Source organism: Citrobacter europaeus, from assembly GCF_037482245.1.
Taxonomy (GTDB): Bacteria; Pseudomonadota; Gammaproteobacteria; order Enterobacterales; family Enterobacteriaceae; genus Citrobacter; species Citrobacter europaeus.
Genome location: NZ_CP148084.1, coordinates 2688519 through 2706148, shown reverse-complemented (window position 1 = coordinate 2706148; position 17630 = coordinate 2688519). Strand labels below are relative to the sequence as shown.

General features: G+C 53.3%; 15 protein-coding genes. 11 read left to right on the top strand and 4 right to left on the bottom strand.

Annotated features, from left to right (window positions below; genetic code table 11):
- The first annotated feature begins 4 nt into the window (after nucleotides 1-4).
- The 8 genes from WHR59_RS12720 to WHR59_RS12685 all read left to right on the top strand — a co-directional run bounded on the left by WHR59_RS12720 (nucleotide 5) and on the right by WHR59_RS12685 (nucleotide 6319).
- The gene (locus WHR59_RS12720) at nucleotides 5-328 is read left to right on the top strand and encodes a YdbL family protein (protein WP_043016213.1); all 324 of its coding nucleotides are present in this window, start codon (nucleotides 5-7) and stop codon (nucleotides 326-328) included.
- A gap of 112 nt (nucleotides 329-440) precedes the next feature.
- A complete protein-coding gene (locus WHR59_RS12715) occupies nucleotides 441-1046 on the top strand; it encodes a CDP-alcohol phosphatidyltransferase family protein (RefSeq protein WP_100194343.1) in 606 nt (201 codons plus the stop codon).
- Nucleotides 1043-1960 (top strand): phosphatidate cytidylyltransferase, encoded by a 918-nt coding sequence (locus WHR59_RS12710; RefSeq protein ID WP_043016215.1) that lies wholly within the window; start codon nucleotides 1043-1045, stop codon nucleotides 1958-1960. Before WHR59_RS12715 ends, WHR59_RS12710 begins: the two co-directional genes overlap by 4 nt.
- Before the next feature lie 6 nt (nucleotides 1961-1966).
- Nucleotides 1967-2605 (top strand): lysophospholipid acyltransferase family protein, encoded by a 639-nt coding sequence (locus WHR59_RS12705; RefSeq protein WP_422388593.1) that lies wholly within the window; start codon nucleotides 1967-1969, stop codon nucleotides 2603-2605.
- The gene (locus tag WHR59_RS12700; RefSeq protein WP_100194345.1) at nucleotides 2598-4358 is read left to right on the top strand and encodes a bifunctional alpha/beta hydrolase/class I SAM-dependent methyltransferase; all 1761 of its coding nucleotides are present in this window, start codon (nucleotides 2598-2600) and stop codon (nucleotides 4356-4358) included. Before WHR59_RS12705 ends, WHR59_RS12700 begins: the two co-directional genes overlap by 8 nt.
- Nucleotides 4348-5652: a phosphatase PAP2/dual specificity phosphatase family protein gene (locus WHR59_RS12695; RefSeq protein ID WP_232620987.1), complete on the top strand. Its 1305-nt coding sequence runs from the start codon at nucleotides 4348-4350 to the stop codon at nucleotides 5650-5652. The genes WHR59_RS12700 and WHR59_RS12695 overlap by 11 nt, the downstream gene beginning before the upstream one ends.
- Nucleotides 5628-6029, top strand: coding sequence for a hypothetical protein (locus WHR59_RS12690; RefSeq protein ID WP_100194346.1), 402 nt, complete (start codon nucleotides 5628-5630; stop codon nucleotides 6027-6029). The genes WHR59_RS12695 and WHR59_RS12690 overlap by 25 nt, the downstream gene beginning before the upstream one ends.
- Nucleotides 6030-6127: 98 nt before the next feature.
- Nucleotides 6128-6319, top strand: coding sequence for a hypothetical protein (locus WHR59_RS12685; protein WP_043016219.1), 192 nt, complete (start codon nucleotides 6128-6130; stop codon nucleotides 6317-6319).
- A 43-nt stretch (nucleotides 6320-6362) separates the two neighbouring features.
- Here WHR59_RS12685 and azoR read toward each other — a convergent pair whose 3' ends face one another.
- Complete coding sequence (azoR, locus tag WHR59_RS12680; protein WP_043016220.1) at nucleotides 6363-6968, bottom strand: FMN-dependent NADH-azoreductase; 606 nt, start codon at nucleotides 6966-6968, stop codon at nucleotides 6363-6365.
- A 201-nt stretch (nucleotides 6969-7169) separates the two neighbouring features.
- Here azoR and hrpA point away from each other — a divergent pair, with 201 nt between their 5' ends.
- The 3 genes from hrpA (at nucleotide 7170) to aldA (ending at nucleotide 13590) form a co-directional block, all read left to right on the top strand.
- Complete coding sequence (gene hrpA / locus WHR59_RS12675) at nucleotides 7170-11072, top strand: ATP-dependent RNA helicase HrpA (protein ID WP_100194347.1); 3903 nt, start codon at nucleotides 7170-7172, stop codon at nucleotides 11070-11072.
- An 80-nt stretch (nucleotides 11073-11152) separates the two neighbouring features.
- Nucleotides 11153-11950, top strand: a complete 798-nt coding sequence (locus WHR59_RS12670) for a YdcF family protein (RefSeq protein ID WP_338844077.1) — start codon at nucleotides 11153-11155, stop codon at nucleotides 11948-11950.
- Nucleotides 11951-12150: 200 nt separating this feature from the next.
- Nucleotides 12151-13590 (top strand): aldehyde dehydrogenase, encoded by a 1440-nt coding sequence (aldA, locus tag WHR59_RS12665; RefSeq protein WP_338843103.1) that lies wholly within the window; start codon nucleotides 12151-12153, stop codon nucleotides 13588-13590.
- A gap of 41 nt (nucleotides 13591-13631) precedes the next feature.
- Here the strand turns inward: aldA and WHR59_RS12660 are convergent, their stop codons facing one another.
- The 3 genes from WHR59_RS12660 to WHR59_RS12650 form a co-directional block, all read right to left on the bottom strand.
- Nucleotides 13632-14555: an alpha/beta hydrolase gene (locus tag WHR59_RS12660; RefSeq protein WP_043016224.1), complete on the bottom strand. Its 924-nt coding sequence runs from the start codon at nucleotides 14553-14555 to the stop codon at nucleotides 13632-13634.
- Between the two features lie 98 nt (nucleotides 14556-14653).
- Nucleotides 14654-15238, bottom strand: a complete 585-nt coding sequence (locus WHR59_RS12655; protein WP_087050523.1) for a hypothetical protein — start codon at nucleotides 15236-15238, stop codon at nucleotides 14654-14656.
- Complete coding sequence (locus WHR59_RS12650; protein ID WP_338844076.1) at nucleotides 15238-17610, bottom strand: fimbrial biogenesis usher protein; 2373 nt, start codon at nucleotides 17608-17610, stop codon at nucleotides 15238-15240. The genes WHR59_RS12655 and WHR59_RS12650 overlap by 1 nt, the downstream gene beginning before the upstream one ends.
- Nucleotides 17611-17630: the final 20 nt, after the last annotated feature.

The following is a 17630-nucleotide window of genomic DNA, read 5'->3' as shown; positions in this document are numbered from 1 at the left end:
CACAATGAAAAAAAAGCTTGTAGCGATCCTTTTGGCGTTGAGTTTTTTGAGCGGCAACGTGTGGGCATTGACCCTGAGTGAAGCCAGAACCGAGGGGCGGGTGGGCGAAACGCTTAATGGTTATCTGGTGGCATTGCAAACCGACGCAGAAACGCAGGCGCTGGTGAATGAGATTAACAAAGCGCGCAGCGCCAGCTATCAGCAACTGGCCAGGAGCAACAACATTCCGCCTGATGAAGTGGCGAAAATGGCCGGGCAAAAGCTGGTTGCTCGCGCGAAACCGGGAGAGTATGTGCAGGGTATTAATGGCAAGTGGCTGAGAAAATAATCAACGGAGTTGTAGATAGAATCTGATTTCTGTTTAATCCAAAGAAAAGTAATAGGCGGGTACTGTTAATTAATCCACTATAGTCAACACCGTAAATTATCAAGGAGTGATGATGACGCTTTATCAGATCAAGCCCGCCTTCCAGGCACTTCTGCGCCCATTAATGTTCTGCTTACATAAAAAAGGCGTCACAGCGAATCACGTTACCTTTGCCGCAATGGCGCTCTCTTTTGTGACCGGCGGCGTACTGGTGATTTTCCCCCAGCCTGAATACTTTGTTCTCCTGCCCATCGTGCTGTTTATTCGAATGGCGCTCAATGCCCTCGACGGTATGCTGGCGCGTGAATGTCACCAGCAGTCACGCCTTGGGGCCATTCTGAACGAGAGCGGGGATATTCTTTCAGATGTAGCGCTTTATCTGCCGTTTATGCTGCTTCCTGACAGTAATGGATTGCTGGTTATGGTGATGCTGTTCTGTGCGGTAATGACGGAGTTTTGCGGCGTTCTGGCACAAACGATTAATGGCGTTCGCAGCTATGCCGGGCCGCTGGGGAAAAGTGACCGGGCGCTGGTATTTGGCGCATGGGGTCTGGCGCTGACTCTGTGGCCGCAGCTTGTACAGTGGAACAATGTGCTTTGGAGTGTTGCTATTCTCCTGCTGCTATGGACAGTGATTAACCGCTGTAGAAGCGCATTACGCGAAGAGGTGGCGCAATGATGATGCTGGAGAAGTCACTCGCGGTCATTTTTGCACTGCTGCTGGTTGCAACAGTGGTGAATGGATTACTGGTGTGGCGACGACCGGATAAAGACTGGCGGGAACTGACATTACGTATACGCACCTGGTGGATAATCATCGTCCTGTTTTCTCTGGCGATTTTAAGTCCGCACTGGTTGGCGCTGACCTTTTTCGCGCTGGTCAGCTTCATGGCGTTAAAGGAATTTTTAACGCTGGCGCCGTCGCGTCAGACCGATCGCATGCCGCTGCTGTGGATGTTCATTGCTATTCCAGTCAACTATTGGCTGATCGGTATTAACTGGTACGGCATGTTTGTGGTGTTTATCCCGGTCTACGCTTTTTTATTCTTACCCGTGCGTATGGTGATTGCGGGCGATACGCAGGGCTTCTTGCGCTACGCCTCGCAGCATCACTGGAGCCTGATGACCACCGTTTTTGCCTTCAGCCATGTCGCGTTTTTGCTGGTTCTGCCTGATGATGGCCAACAAACCGGCGCATTGCTGGTGCTGTTCCTGGTTGGCTTAACGGAATTCAATGATATTGCGCAGTACCTGTGGGGCAAATCGATTGGGCGCATCAAAGTGATCCCCAGAGTCAGCCCTAATAAGACGCTGGCGGGACTGGTCGGCGGCGTAGCGACCACCACGCTGATGGCGGCGCTGCTTGGGCCGCTGATGACGCCGTTAAGCATTCCGTTGTCGCTGCTGGCGGGCTTTATTATCGGCATCAGTGGTTTTTGTGGCGATGTGGTGATGTCGGCAATCAAGCGCGATATCGGCGTGAAGGACAGCGGAACATTGCTGCCAGGTCATGGCGGGATCCTTGACCGACTGGATTCTCTGATCTTTACCGCACCGGTGTTTTTCCATTTCATTCGCTACTTTTGCTATTAACTTATGCTGAACTCAATTCTGCGAACCCTGTTTACGCTGTGCATCGTCTGGCCGGTGATTTGGCTGTGGCTGGGGCTGCGTATCAGGCACCGGGAGCGTTTGCCTACCTGCGGCCCGGCAATTATTGTCGCCAATCACAATAGCCATATGGATGTTTTTGCGCTGCTTTCGCTCTTTCCGCTGCGCCGTCAGGCGTCGGTTCATCCGGTGGCTGCCGCTGACTATTTCCTGCGTAATAAAGCCATGGCCTGGTTTGCGCTAAATATTCTCAACATTATTCCCATTTCGCGAAAGGGCGGAGAAGCCAATCCGCTGGCGCAGTGCGAACAGGCATTACGCGACGGCAAGATCCTGATCCTCTTTCCGGAAGGCACGCGGGGCGAGCCGGGGAAACTGTCGTCGCTGAAATCCGGATTGTGGCATCTGAGCCAGCGCGTACCGGAGGTACCGATTATTCCCGTCTGGCTGCGTGGTACCGAATCTGTCATGGCGAAAGGGAATCGTATCCCGCTGCCGCTGTTTATTGATGTCAACATAGGCAGTGCATTGTATTTTCACGGGGATAAACCCCTCTTCATGGACGGACTCAGACAGCAACTGTTGCTGTTGGAGCAACAAACTAAAGGATTACATTCGCATGAGTGATACACGCGTACCTGACGAACGTCATTTTGTGACCAGTGACAATACCGAACTGTTTTATCGCTACTGGCCGGCAATTGCCCCTGGCGCAGCGCCTAAAGTGATCGTCATGTTCCATCGCGGACACGAACATTCCGGGCGGTTACAGCATATTGTGGACGAGCTGGCGATGCCGGATACCGCATTTTATGCCTGGGATGCGCGTGGTCATGGCCACTCTCCGGGCCAGCGCGGCTATAGCCCTTCTCTGGCGCGCTCAGTACAGGATGTCGAAGAATTTGTGCGTTTCGCCGCTGCAGACAGTCATGCCGCCATGGAAGATGTGGTGGTGGTGGCGCAAAGCGTTGGCGCGGTACTGGCCGCGACCTGGGTACATGACTATGCTCCCGCTATTCGCGGATTAGTACTGGCATCACCGGCCTTTAAAGTGAAATTGTATGTACCGTTTGCTCGTCAGGGGTTGGCGTTAATGCACAGACTGCGCGGCCTGTTTTTCGTTAACTCTTATGTTAAGGGCAAATATCTGACACACGATGTCGATCGTGTGGCGAGCTTTAACCTCGATACTCAGATAACCCGGGCTATTGCGGTTAATATCTTGCTGGATCTCTACAAAACGGCAGAACGCATCGTCAGCGATGCCGCCGCTATTACGATGCCTGTGCAGTTGCTGGTGTCCGGCGATGATTTCGTTGTGCATCGCCAGCCGCAAATTGATTTTTATCAGCGTCTGCGAAATCCCCTCAAAGAGCTGCACGTGCTGCCGGGTTTTTACCACGACACGCTGGGCGAAAAAGACCGGCACCTGGCGTTCGATAAAATGCGTGATTTCATTTCTACGCTTTACGCTATGCCTCCACAGCGTTTTGATTACAGCAACGAAGATCGCTGGAGCCCTGGCGCCGATACCTGGCGGATGCTCAACGGGGGACCCGCGCCGTATTCCCTCGACGACATTGCGTACCGTGGCCTGCGCTACGGAATGAAGCTTCTGGGCACACAATCAACAGGCGTGCGTCTTGGATTTGAAACCGGTTTTGATTCCGGTAGCACACTGGATTATGTCTATCGCAACCAGCCGCAGGGCAACGGTGCGCTGGGGCGTTTAATAGACAAGAACTACCTGAACAATGTCGGCTGGCAGGGGATCCGCCAGCGTAAGATTCATTTGCAAATGCTGATTAGTAAGGCTGTCGCACAGTTGAATGAGCAGAGCACGCCGGTACATGTGGTGGATATTGCTGCCGGACATGGACGCTATGTGCTTGATGCGCTGGAAGGCGAAAAGGCGGTACGTTCAATTTTATTGCGTGATTACAGTGAATTGAATGTGAATAAAGGTCGGGAAATGATCGCCAGCAGAGGCATGGCTGACATTGCGCGTTTTGAGCAAGGCGATGCCTTCAACCGCGAACAGCTGGCGGCGCTGGAGCCTCGTCCTGGTCTGGGGATTGTCTCTGGTTTGTACGAGCTTTTTCCTGAAAATGCGCTGGTCAAAAACTCTCTGGCCGGGCTGGCAGAGGCGATAGCGCCGGGGGGCGTATTGATTTACACCGGGCAGCCGTGGCATCCGCAACTTAAAACGATAGCCTGGTCGCTGACCAGTCATAAAGACGGCAAAGCATGGGTTATGCGCGTGCGTACACAGGGTGAAATGGACGCGCTGGTCCGCGAGGCAGGCTTTGAGAAGTGTACCCAACTGATTGATGAGTGGGGTATTTTCACCGTTTCTATGGCGGTACGTCGTGCATCCTGAACAGCGTAAAGTTATGGTGCAGGCGGTAGGCTGGTTACTGCTGCTGGCGCCATTTTTTTTCCTTACCTACGGCAAGGTGAATCAATATACCGCCTGGCAGGATGCTCATTATCAGAACGTTGGCAGCATCGTTTTTGCCTGGGAATCTGCCATTCCTTTTATTCCGTGGACCATCATCCCGTACTGGAGTCTGGATCTGTTTTACGGGTTATCTCTGTTTGTTTGCACTACACGTTTCGAGCAGCGTCGGTTGGTGCTCAGACTGGTACTGGCATCGTTGATTGCTTGCGCCGGTTTTTTACTGTTCCCGTTACAGTTTACCTTTACCCGCCCCGAAGTGACGGGCGCGGCGGGTTGGCTGTTTGCTCAGCTCGAACAGTTCGATCTGCCCTATAACCAGTCGCCGTCGCTGCATATCATTCTTTGTTGGCTGCTGTGGCGGCATTTCAGTCGCCATCTGTCCGGCGGCTGGCGCAGACTGTGCTATGGCTGGTCTTTACTGATCGCGGTATCGGTGCTGACCACCTGGCAGCATCACTTTATCGATATTATTACCGGGCTGGCGGCAGGAATGTTGATTGACTGGATGGTACCGGAACAATGCCGCTGGCGCTGGTGCAGACCGGATGCAGCCCGTCAGAGGCTGATGCGCCGTTACCTGCTGGGCTCGGCATTATGTTTTATTACTGTAGCGTTGCTGACGCCATGGCTGCTATGGCCAGCGATGGCCTTGTTGATGGTCGGCTGCGGTTACGCGGGATTCGGCGCGGCGGTGACGGCGAAAGATTCGCAGGGGCGACTGTCTCCCGCGGTTTACTGGCTATCATTGCCGTGGCGTGCAGGGATGTGGCTGTCGATGCGCGGGTTTACCCGCCGTATACCGGCAGTAAGTCCGGTTGTGGCTGGCGTATATCTCGGCAGTTTTCCGCGCTCGGTACCTGCGCAAAAGGCGGTGCTTGACTTAACCTTTGAGTTTTCACGTGGGCGGGCGACGTCCTCGCGTACTTATCATTGCGTACCGATGCTGGATTTAGTGATCCCGCATGAAGCCGAACTGCAGCAGGCGGTTAGCACTCTGGAGACTCTGCGTGAGGAACAGGGAACGGTGCTGGTGCACTGTGCCTTAGGGCTGTCGCGCAGCGCAATGGTGGTTGCAGCGTGGCTGTTGCGTTATGGCCATGCGGCGACGGTAGAGCACGCCGTGGCGCAGATTCGGGCGAGTCGGCCACAGGTGGTACTGACAGATAAACATCTGGAGATGCTGCGACAATGGCAACGGAAAGTGACAATGTAACGAATGGTGATGTGCTTCAGCATGCTCTGCTGCGGCATACGCTGGCAAGCTGGCGCTTTATGCTGCTTTTTTCCCTCCCGCCGATGGCATGGGTGCTGTTTGTTGCTTCGTCAGGGGTACCGCGCGCCGTCATGGCATTGCTGTGCGCAGCGGTCTGGTTTGGCTGTTGGCGACTGTGGCTCGACGAACGCTATTTTTCGCTGATTAATCCGCAAAACAACGAGCAGGCCGGAAGTGCGCTGTGTTTTATCTGGCGACGTGAACGGTTGAAAACGTTAACGCTGGCTGAACGGCAGTCCGGCGCATTGAAACAGTTTCGTCATACGCTCTGCATGATTGCGGTTCTGTGGGCTTTCTGGCTGGTGCTGTTGATGTAGCATTCATCTGGATTATTCATCAACATCGCAATAGTTGCTACACGGCATCAAATTCAGGCTGATATAGTTCTATATCGGTCGCGATGCGGAGTGAGATCATGTGGCTTCTCAAGTGGTATGTCTGGAATCGTTGGGTATTTAAGCTATTAAGCCGGGATGTCGCCGAGCCAGAACAATTTTTGCTGCATTGCTGGGAAGAGAATCTGGCGAAATGCAGGGATTATGCAACCATCTGGCGTGATATTAATCGCATTCACGGCAAACAGGTTCGGGTGCAGGTAAAGAAGTAAATACAGAAGAAACCCTCCCACCGGATGGTGAGAGGGTGAATTATCAGGCAGCGACGACGCTGTCGATAGCGGCTTTCGCATCGGACTGCGCTTTGGTCGCCACTTCCGGACCGTACGCAATGCCTTCCGCAAAGACGACGTTCACGTCGGTGATGCCGATAAAGCCCAGGAATACGTTCAGATACGGTGTGATCAGGTCGGTCGGCGTATCTTTATGGATACCACCACGGCTGGTCAGTACTACTGCGCGTTTCCCTGTTACCAGACCTTCCGGACCTTTCTCGGTATAACGGAAGGTTACGCCAGCACGAGCAATCAGGTCGAAATAGTTTTTCAGCTGCGTTGGGATGTTGAAGTTATACATCGGCGCGGCGATAACAATCACATCATGCGCTTTCAGCTCAGCAATCAGTTCGTCGGACAACGCCAGCGCTTCTTGTTGACGCGGGGTCAGCGGCGCATCGCTCGGGCGCAGGGCACCCACCAGCTCGCCATCCAGTACCGGAACAGGATTTGCAGCCAGGTCGCGGACGGTGATTTCATCAGCGGAGTGCTTTTCACGCCACTGTTCAACAAAATAATCAGACAACTGACCAGACTGAGAGTACCCTGCCAGAATACTGGATTTCAGAACTAATACCTTGCTCATGGGTGTTTCCTTATATGTGTTTGAAGGGGTTATGCCCCGTTGCTTGTTGACACTTTATTCACAATCCTGTCGCAGTGATAGCGCAATATATCGAATCCTATGTTCGAAATTATTGAACAACACATGAAAAGCGCCGATGTGGTACTCTATACCTATCATCTAAAAGAGATTTAACCCGGCAGAGCACTGCCTTTTAACGCTATGACAGAACAACAAAAATTAACCTTCAACATGTTGCAGCAACAGCTGGATTCACTGATGCTGCGTGACAGACAGCGTTTTGCCCGCCGCCTGCACGGTGTTAAGAAGGTTAAAAATCCTGATGCACAACAGGCCATTTACCAGGAGATGGCAAAAGAGATTGATCACGCAGCCGGTAAAGTTGTGCTGCGTGAAGCGGCGCGTCCGGTCATCAGCTATCCGGAAAACCTGCCAGTCAGCCAGAAAAAACAGGATATTCTGGAAGCGATTCGCGACCATCAGGTGGTGATTGTTGCCGGTGAGACCGGGTCAGGTAAAACCACCCAGTTACCCAAAATCTGTATGGAGCTCGGACGCGGGATAAAAGGGCTGATCGGCCATACCCAACCGCGTCGTCTGGCGGCGCGTACGGTAGCGAACCGTATTGCGGAAGAACTGCAAACCGAGCCGGGCGGCTGTATCGGCTATAAGGTCCGTTTTAGCGATCATGTCAGCGACAACACGATGGTGAAGCTGATGACGGACGGTATCTTGCTGGCGGAAATCCAGCAGGATCGGCTGTTGATGCAGTACGACACTATCATCATCGATGAAGCGCATGAACGCAGCCTGAATATCGACTTTCTGCTCGGCTATCTGAAAGAGCTTCTGCCGCGTCGTCCGGATCTAAAAATTATCATCACTTCGGCGACTATCGACCCGGAGCGTTTTTCAAAGCATTTCAATAATGCGCCGATTATCGAAGTCTCCGGTCGAACGTATCCGGTGGAAGTTCGCTATCGTCCGATTGTTGAAGACGCAGATGACACCGAGCGTGACCAACTGCAGGCTATTTTTGATGCTGTAGAGGAATTAGGCCGTGAAAGTCAGGGCGACATTCTGATCTTCATGAGCGGCGAGCGCGAAATCCGCGACACCGCCGATGCCCTGAATAAGCTGGATTTACGCCACACCGAAGTGCTGCCGTTGTATGCGCGTCTCTCCAATAGCGAGCAGAACCGCGTGTTCCAGTCGCACAGCGGTCGTCGTATTGTGCTGGCCACCAACGTGGCGGAAACGTCGCTGACCGTACCGGGCATCAAGTATGTGATTGACCCGGGCACCGCGCGTATTAGTCGTTACAGTTACCGCACCAAAGTCCAGCGCTTACCGATAGAACCGGTGTCACAGGCTTCCGCTAACCAGCGTAAAGGCCGCTGCGGTCGTGTTTCGGAAGGGATCTGTATTCGTCTGTATTCCGAAGATGATTTCCTGTCGCGCCCGGAGTTTACCGATCCGGAGATCCTGCGTACTAACCTGGCGTCCGTTATTTTGCAGATGACGGCGTTGGGGTTGGGCGATATCGCGGCGTTTCCGTTTGTTGAGGCACCGGATAAACGCAATATTCAGGACGGCGTACGCCTGCTCGAAGAGCTGGGGGCGATAACCACCGACGAACAGGCAACCGCTTATAAGTTAACGCCGTTGGGCCGTCAGCTGTCGCAACTGCCGGTGGATCCGCGTCTGGCGCGCATGGTGCTGGAAGCGCAAAAACATGGCTGTGTGCGTGAGGCGATGATCATTACCTCGGCGCTGTCTATTCAGGATCCGCGCGAGCGTCCGATGGACAAGCAGCAGGCTTCCGACGAGAAGCATCGCCGTTTCCATGACAAAGAGTCTGATTTCCTCGCATTTGTGAATCTGTGGAACTATCTCGGCGAGCAGCAAAAAGCGCTGTCGTCAAACCAGTTCCGTCGCCAGTGCAAACTTGATTTTCTGAACTACCTGCGCGTGCGTGAATGGCAGGATATTTACACCCAGCTGCGTCAGGTAGTGAAAGAGTTAGGGATCCCGGTTAACAGCGAACCAGCTGAATACCGGGAAATCCACGTCGCGCTGCTGACCGGTTTACTGTCGCATATCGGGATGAAAGATACCGATAAACAGGAGTTTACCGGTGCGCGTAACGCCCGCTTCTCGATCTTTCCGGGCTCCGGTCTATTTAAAAAACCGCCGAAGTGGACGATGGTAGCGGAGCTGGTGGAAACCAGTCGCCTGTGGGGACGTATTGCCGCACGCATCGATCCTGAGTGGGTTGAACCGGTTGCCCAGCATCTGATCAAACGTTCATACAGTGAACCGCACTGGGAACGTGCGCAGGGCGCGGTGATGGCAACAGAAAAGGTCACCGTCTACGGTTTACCGATTGTGGCCGCCCGTAAGGTGAACTACAGCCAGATCGATCCCGCACTGTCGCGTGAGTTGTTCATCCGCCATGCGCTGGTGGAAGGTGACTGGCAAACGCGCCATGCGTTTTTCCGCGATAACCTGAAGCTACGGGCGGAGGTGGAAGAGTTAGAGCACAAATCGCGCCGTCGCGACATTCTGGTCGATGATGAGGCGCTATTTGAGTTTTACGACCAGCGCATCAGTCATGATGTGGTCTCCGCGCGTCACTTTGACAGCTGGTGGAAAAAGGTCAGCCGTGAAACGCCGGATCTGCTCAACTTTGAAAAGAGCATGCTTATCAAAGAGGGCGCGGAAAAAATCAGTAAGCTGGATTACCCGAACTTCTGGCATCAGGGTAACCTCAAACTTCGCCTGAGCTATCAGTTCGAACCGGGAGCTGATGCGGACGGTGTGACTGTGCATATTCCGCTGCCGCTGCTCAATCAGATCGACGAGAGCGGTTTTGAATGGCAAATTCCGGGGCTACGCCGCGAACTGGTGATCGCCCTGATTAAGTCGCTGCCGAAACCGGTACGACGCAACTTTGTGCCTGCGCCGAACTATGCCGAAGCGTTTTTAGGTCGCGTCACGCCGCTGGAACTGCCGCTGCTGGACTCGCTGGAGCGTGAACTGCGCCGCATGACCGGCGTTACCGTTGACCGTGAAGACTGGCACTGGGATCAGGTGCCCGATCACCTGAAAATCACCTTCCGGGTCGTGGATGATAAAAATAAGAAGCTGCAGGAAGGGCGTTCGCTGCAGGATTTGAAGGATGCGCTGAAGGGTAAAGTTCAGGAAACATTGTCTGCGGTGGCGGATGACGGTATCGAACAAAGCGGGTTGCACATTTGGAGCTTCGGTCAGCTTCCGGAAAGTTACGAACAAAAACGCGGTAACTATAAGGTCAAAGCGTGGCCAGCGCTGGTGGATGAGCGTGACAGCGTCGCCATCAAACTGTTTGATAACCCACTGGAGCAACAGCAGGCGATGTGGTGTGGTTTACGCCGCCTGTTGTTGCTGAATATTCCATCACCGATCAAATATTTGCATGAAAAACTGCCCAACAAAGCCAAGCTGGGATTGTACTTTAACCCGTACGGTAAAGTGCTGGATTTGATTGACGACTGTATCTCCTGCGGTGTGGATCAGTTAATTGACGCCAACGGCGGTCCGGTGTGGACCGAAGAAGGCTTCACCGCGCTGCATGAGAAAGTGCGGGCTGAACTGAACGATACGGTGGTGGATATTGCTAAGCAGGTCGAGCAGATCCTGACCGCGGTATTTAATATCAACAAACGTCTGAAAGGGCGCGTGGATATGACCATGGCGCTGGGGCTTGCGGATATCAAAGCGCAGATGGGCGGGCTGGTGTACCGTGGATTTGTTACCGGCAATGGTTTCAAACGTCTCGGCGATACGTTGCGCTATTTGCAGGCTATCGAAAAACGCCTGGAGAAACTGGCTATCGACCCACATCGTGACCGTGCGCAAATGCTGAAAGTAGATAGCGTGCAGCAGGCCTGGCAGCAGTGGTTCAATAAACTGCCTCCCGCGCGGCGTGAAGATGACGATGTCAAAGAGATCCGCTGGATGATAGAAGAGCTGCGCGTCAGCTATTTTGCCCAGCAGCTTGGTACGCCGTATCCCATCTCCGATAAACGTATTTTGCAGGCGATGGAGCAGATTACAGGGTAATACGGTGCTGGACTGTAGGCCGGATAAGGCGTAGCCGCCATCCGGCATCTGTATCCGGTAAAGAATAAACGCCAGGAGTTATAAGTATGAGTCAGTTTCCGATACTTGCCGCAACCACCCTCGCGGCTATAAATACCGTTGGGCGATGGTTGGCGCAGAATGATTTTACGGGGAATATCACCGTTCAGTCAGATTGCGTGATTCTGGCAGGGAACGCGGTTATTCCGACTATCGACGCCGCCTGCCGGATCGCCAAAGAGCAACAGGTTCCCTTGTTGATTAGCGGTGGTATCGGCCACTCCACACGATTTCTGTATGACGCGATTGCAGAGCATCCTCGTTACAACATCATTCGTACCACCGGACGTGCGGAAGCGGCGATCCTTGCTGATATCGCTCATCAGTTCTGGCAAATCCCGGGAGAGAGGATTTGGGTGGAAGACCAGTCAACAAACTGCGGCGAGAATGCCCGATTTAGCTGTGCATTACTGAATCAGGCGACAGAAAGTATTCATACCGTCATTGTGGTGCAGGATCCCACTATGCAACGTCGCACGATGGCAACGTTTCAGCGCGTGACCCGCGATGAGCCGCATGCGCCGCGCTGGCTGAGTTTCCCTGGATTCATCCCCGAGTTGGCCCAACGGCAAGACGGCGTGGATTTTGTGCCAGCAGCAGAAGGTTTGTGGTCGGTAGATCGCTATCTTTCTCTCATTACCGGTGAGCTTCCGCGCTTGCGTGATGATGCCACCGGCTACGGGCCTTGCGGCCGCGATTTTATTGCCCATGTTGATATTCCTCAGAACGTTGAGCAAGCCTGGCAGCAGTTGCAAAATGATACCGCGCTGACTGACTTACTGGAAAGCCGTTCTCTGTAATTCCTGCTGCCCGTTTGTAAGCGTTTTGCTGCAAACGGGCAGAAATCCCACCTGGTTTTTCTCTTTATTCTTACTTTGCCAGACGCTTTTATGAAGCCGCTCACAGAACAGCCACTCCAGCCCATAATGTGACAGGCATGATTGATATTAATTAACAATAGCTTTACTTGTTAAAAACAATTCAATCACAGGAGAGCCGCATGTCAGTACCCGTACAACATCCTATGTATATCGATGGGCAGTTTGTGACCTGGCACGATGACGCCTGGATTGATGTCGTCAATCCGGCCACGGAAGAGGTGATCTCGCGTATTCCCGATGGCCGCGCCGAAGATGCGCGTAAAGCTATCGATGCGGCGGAACGCGCCCAGCCGCAATGGGAAGCGCTGCCCGCCATTGAACGGGCGAACTGGTTACGCAAAATTTCTGCGGGTATTCGCCAGCGAGCCAGTGAAATCAGCGCGCTGATTGTGGCGGAGGGCGGAAAAATACAGCAACTGGCAGACGTCGAAGTCTCGTTTACCGCTGACTATATCGATTACATGGCGGAGTGGGCGCGTCGCTATGAAGGCGAGATCCTGCAAAGCGATCGTCCGGGCGAGAATATCTTGCTGTTTAAACGTTCTTTGGGCGTGACTACGGGCATTCTGCCGTGGAACTTCCCATTTTTCCTGATTGCCCGCAAACTGGCTCCCGCATTACTGACGGGGAATACCATTGTCATTAAACCGAGTGAATTCACCCCGAATAACGCCATCGCTTTTGCCAAAATTGTTGATGACATTGGCTTACCGCGCGGCGTCTTTAATCTGGTGCTGGGACGCGGTGAAACGGTCGGTCAGGAGCTGGCCGGAAACCCGAAGGTCGCCATGGTGAGCATGACCGGTAGCGTCGGCGCGGGGGAGAAAATTATGGCCGCAGCGGCGAAAAATATCACTAAAGTGTGTCTGGAACTTGGCGGTAAAGCTCCGGCGATTGTGATGGATGATGCGGATCTCGAGCTGGCGGTGAAGGCCATTGTCGACTCCCGTGTGATTAACACCGGGCAGGTGTGCAACTGTGCCGAGCGCGTGTACGTTCAGAAAGGTATTTATGATCAGTTCGTCAATCGTCTGGGCGAGGCGATGAAAGCCGTACAGTTCGGCAATCCGGCGGAACGCAACGACATCGCGATGGGACCGCTGATCAATGCCGCTGCGCTGGAGCGTGTCGAGCAGAAAGTCGCACGGGCGGTGCAGGAAGGCGCCCGTGTGGTGTTGGGCGGTAAGGCCGTTGCCGGCAAAGGTTATTACTACCCGCCGACGTTGCTGTTAGACGTGCGCCAGGAGATGGCGATTATGCACGAGGAGACGTTTGGTCCGGTGCTGCCGGTGGTGGCGTTTGATACGCTGGATCAGGCGCTGACGATGGCTAATGACAGCGACTACGGTCTGACCTCATCGATCTATACGCAGAATCTGAATACGGCGATGAAAGCCATTAAAGGGCTGAAGTTTGGCGAAACCTATATTAACCGTGAAAACTTCGAGGCGATGCAAGGCTTTCACGCTGGCTGGCGCAAGTCCGGGATTGGCGGGGCCGACGGTAAACACGGTCTGAACGAATACCTGCAAACGCAGGTGGTGTATTTGCAGTCCTAAGTTTCTCGCCGGGTGAGCCTGTACGCCACCCGGCGCAATTCTCACACTTTGGTGGCGATCCAGTTCATCATCATTTCCGGCCAGATGGCCAGCGGTAACCCCTGCGCATCGCGAATACCAAATCCGTGCTTACCGCGTTCAAACAGATGCATTTCGACCGAAACCCCCAGCTCACGTAGCGCATTAAAGAAGACCAGGCTGTTTTCCACCTTCACCGCTGGATCGTCAATGGCGTGTAGCAGGAACGTCGGCGGCGTTGTGTTATCCGCTCGTTCTTCAAGAGAATAGCGCTGCAGGTCTTCCTTTGCGGGCGTAGCGCCAACCAGCTCCAGACGAGATCCAGGGTGACCGATGTCTTCGCGCAGGGTGACAACCGGGTACACCAGCGCCATGAAGGCAGGGCGCGCAGGTTGCTCGTCTACGTCATCCATTGGCGTATAAACCGACTCGGCAAACCGGGTTCCCAGACTGGCGGCTACGTGACCACCGGAGGAGAAGCCCAGCACCCCGATACGGTCAGGGTTAATTTTCCATTCATGGGCGTTGGCGCGAATGTAGCGCATGGCGCGTTGGGCATCGGCCAGCGGTGCATTGGCGCCTTCTTCGTGCCCATCGCCCGGCATGCGGTAGGTCATCACAAACAGGGTATAACCGCGGGCGTTAAAGAATGGTGCCAGTGCGCTGCCTTCTTTATCCATCACCACGCGACGATAAGAGCCGCCAGGAGTAACAAGGATCCCTGTGCCGTTAGGTTTGGCAGGGGCGTAAACGGTAATTTCCGGGGCGCGAATGCCGGTGACCGCGCGATCGTAATCAGACGTTCCGGTATGTCGGGGTTCAGGCGTAAATACCGCATCGCTGTTTTTTGCTCCGGGGGCTTCACCCTGTGGCCAGAGGGTAAACGTGGAAGAAAGGCTAACGGCGTGCGCCATCATTTGAGTCAATTCTGAATGGGGCAGATTCATGCTATGTGTTCCTTACAACCGCAAAGGAACATCATAAAAGATGGCAGGGCGTAAAGCAGTGATACGACAGGCGGTCACGACTGCTTTACGCATTTGCTTTATGATTTTGTGAGTAAACGCCAGGTTATGTCCGATTCCAGCGTCGTTTGATCGGATATGTTGCTAAAGGCGCTGTCCTTCAGTACAGGAAATAAGGTTACCGTAAAGCTGACCTGCTGACCCAGAGGCACCTCGTTATTTTCAACGGCGATGACGGCCTCGTTATTGTGAATATAAAGAGGATTTGTCGTACCGCTTGCAGGTGAGAAATTCACCTGATCGGTTGTTTTGCCAACCGTGTAGCTTTTGCCATCCACGATCATATTACCGACTTTTACGCCTACGCCTCCCTGATCGCCAAATTTGAAACGACCTTTCTCACCTGCAGAGCCGTTTAACAGTACGGCCACGCGCTGTTTCTCTGGGCAGTAGATATTCACGTTTACTTCACGCTCTTCCAGCTTATGCCAGTTTTGCTGTGAACTTACGATGCTCTCACGCTGGATCCGGGCGTAGTTAACTTCAGTACTTGAAAGTGTAATCTGACATTCATCCTCACCGGCATAGGCAAGTGATGACGCCAACAATGTTATCAAAGTTAAAGCGGTTAATCGTACTGACGCGCTAAAGGCGGTTTGAATCATCACTGGCACACTCCGTTGGCTTCTTCATAAAATGCCTGTTCATCTCGTGTTGGATTCAGAGTGAAATCAATCTTGCATAGTTTGCGATCGTTGTTATCCATGGCATACAGTGCGTCAAGCTGATCTGCATCCGTCAGAAATACATGTCCATCATCCACGCTGGTTACGATGTAATTTTCTTTTCCATCAACAATAGAGAGGCCCTTAGCCAGCGGTGTACCGTCCGGGTTTTTAACGCGCAGCATCACGCGACGGCTGTTCAGCACTTTGAAACTGACCTCACTCACCGAAGCATGTGCAGCGGCAATGTATTTGGTTCCATTTGCCAGTGTCATACTTTGCGGCAGTTTGTTGGCATTAATCTCCAGGCGCGAATTACGCCATTCGGTCAGGCCGGGCACCACGGCTTGTCCCCAGAAATCAGTCCAAATCGTGCCTTGCGGTGTTTCAATTTCAACGCCGCTTGTATGCTCATTTAGCCGGGCAATGGCAAAGGTATCCCGGATGGAATAGGGAGAGAACGTCACCCCATTTTTATGCGCGACGATGCCGCCTGATAATGTAGCGTTGTAGTTGCGCTGATGGTCGCTGCTGTTACCCACACCAAGTCCCAGTTGGGTATAATGCAGGTTAGAGTTCAGATTGCCATTGAAGCTGTTAGTCCGGTCCTCATCGTCCCGATCGGCGGAGATCGAGTAATTCGTATTTTCCGTTAACTGACCGGCGTTTTGTACGCCGTAGGTTGTGCGGTCATCTTCTTTACGCATGTAAGTGCTGATGCTTTGTCCGCTACCGAGTGGAATGCTGAGGTTAACGTACAGCAATTCGTTGTCCTGATCGTCATCGACATTCCCGACAGCGCTCTGCCAGTTGACGGTAACGGAAGCGTATTTAAAGGTTTTCCCCCAGGAGAGCAGCAAATAGCGGCTGTCTTCAGCGTCGCCAGCCCTCTGGTTATAGTTAAAACCTGCGCTAAAAGCGCCAGCCAGGGAAGAGCCCCAACTTAGTGTTCCCGAGTACGTATTATCATATGGCTGATAATCTTCATTCAACGCATCGGATAACTCCCGATACCCGTTGTTGTAATGGGCGGCACTCACCGACAAGCCAACGCTTTCCGTCAGCCTGAGGTCGCTTTGCAGCTCGCTTTTAATCCCGTGGCTGTCCTCACCAAATTGCTCCTGGCTCGCGGCGGCGCTGGCGGAGACGCTGACGCTCTCATTGAGCATATATTCTGAGCGGACACCCGCGGCCTGGTAATCTTCAGCCAGCATACCGGAGGCGAGTAAGTTGGCGTTTTGCATTATTCGCCACCCGTCGGACAGGCTGACAACCCACGGGTTATCATAATCACCGTCAATATCCCGGACGCGACCGGCAGATACCGTCAGTCCCTGTGGTCGCGACAGCTGCTGCGTTCTTACGGCAGACGCCGGAACAATAAAACGGCTGCTGGAGCCATCGGTTTCGAACACGGTCACGTCCAGCGCGACGTTGTTACGCGCGATGGGAACATCTTCAAGAGTGAAGGGACCTGCGTTTACCAGCGTGTTGTAAATCAGCTGACCGCTCTGGCGGACTTCAACGCGCGCCTGGGCGCTTCTGGCAATACCGGAGACATTCACCCCAGAACGGCTTCCCAGCAGACCGTTGGTTGGCATTAACTGCACGCCGGTAACGGAGACACCGCTCAGCACATCGGAGTTGGCGTTGATTTCACCGACCTGGAGGGTCTGTTTTTGTTCGGTAAACACATGCTCGGCAAAAGTATAAATACTGTCAGTGCTTTTTGTGCCGTCATCATCGGCAAGAATATAGCGACTACGCAATGCCCAGCCGGCAACGTTAAAGCCGCCTTCCAGGCTTGCCTGGGAATACTGGCGGCTGTCGCCCCCCTGAAATTCATTTCGGGTGCTGAATAATGAATAGTTCAGTAAACCGGCCGTGCCGCCATGCTGAAAGTTTTTACTGTCAGCCGCAAAATTATCCAGCGCCGTTTCTGGCAGATAAAGCGCTACCGTATTTTCACCGGGCAGGGCATTAACAATGGCCTGGGGATAATCATCACGAATATCATGACATTGTTCATCTGCCTTGAGTGGAACAGGCATCAGCCCGGCAAAGTCCAGAAAATCTTTATCAATACAGAGTGTGCCGTCTTCCCCAAAACGTACGGCAGCGGTGCCGCGCGTTTTATTATTTATTTTTACCTGAACGGAATGTGTTCCCGGTAAAAAACGTGGGGATTTGGCGAAGTAACGATTAAGATCCTGGCTCAGGCCACGATTTTTAATTATGTCCGTGTCAAAAGTGACCTCGCGGGCGCAGAGGTCGGCTGAACTAAACAGCAGCAGAGGAAATGCGCCAGCCATAATTATATGAATAGAAAGCG

What these genes read in the sequence shown, in the direction of transcription:
- WHR59_RS12720 (WP_043016213.1), top strand. Translation starts at nt 5, where the DNA reads ATGAAAAAAAAGCTTGTAGCGATCCTTTTGGCGTTGAGTTTTTTGAGC.
- WHR59_RS12715 (WP_100194343.1), top strand. Translation starts at nt 441, where the DNA reads ATGACGCTTTATCAGATCAAGCCCGCCTTCCAGGCACTTCTGCGCCCA.
- WHR59_RS12710 (WP_043016215.1), top strand. Translation starts at nt 1,043, where the DNA reads ATGATGATGCTGGAGAAGTCACTCGCGGTCATTTTTGCACTGCTGCTG.
- WHR59_RS12700 (WP_100194345.1), top strand. Translation starts at nt 2,598, where the DNA reads ATGAGTGATACACGCGTACCTGACGAACGTCATTTTGTGACCAGTGAC.
- WHR59_RS12690 (WP_100194346.1), top strand. Translation starts at nt 5,628, where the DNA reads ATGGCAACGGAAAGTGACAATGTAACGAATGGTGATGTGCTTCAGCAT.
- WHR59_RS12685 (WP_043016219.1), top strand. Translation starts at nt 6,128, where the DNA reads ATGTGGCTTCTCAAGTGGTATGTCTGGAATCGTTGGGTATTTAAGCTA.
- azoR (WP_043016220.1), bottom strand. Translation starts at nt 6,968, where the DNA reads ATGAGCAAGGTATTAGTTCTGAAATCCAGTATTCTGGCAGGGTACTCT.
- hrpA (WP_100194347.1), top strand. Translation starts at nt 7,170, where the DNA reads ATGACAGAACAACAAAAATTAACCTTCAACATGTTGCAGCAACAGCTG.
- aldA (WP_338843103.1), top strand. Translation starts at nt 12,151, where the DNA reads ATGTCAGTACCCGTACAACATCCTATGTATATCGATGGGCAGTTTGTG.
- WHR59_RS12660 (WP_043016224.1), bottom strand. Translation starts at nt 14,555, where the DNA reads ATGAATCTGCCCCATTCAGAATTGACTCAAATGATGGCGCACGCCGTT.
- WHR59_RS12655 (WP_087050523.1), bottom strand. Translation starts at nt 15,238, where the DNA reads ATGATTCAAACCGCCTTTAGCGCGTCAGTACGATTAACCGCTTTAACT.
- WHR59_RS12650 (WP_338844076.1), bottom strand. Translation starts at nt 17,610, where the DNA reads ATGGCTGGCGCATTTCCTCTGCTGCTGTTTAGTTCAGCCGACCTCTGC.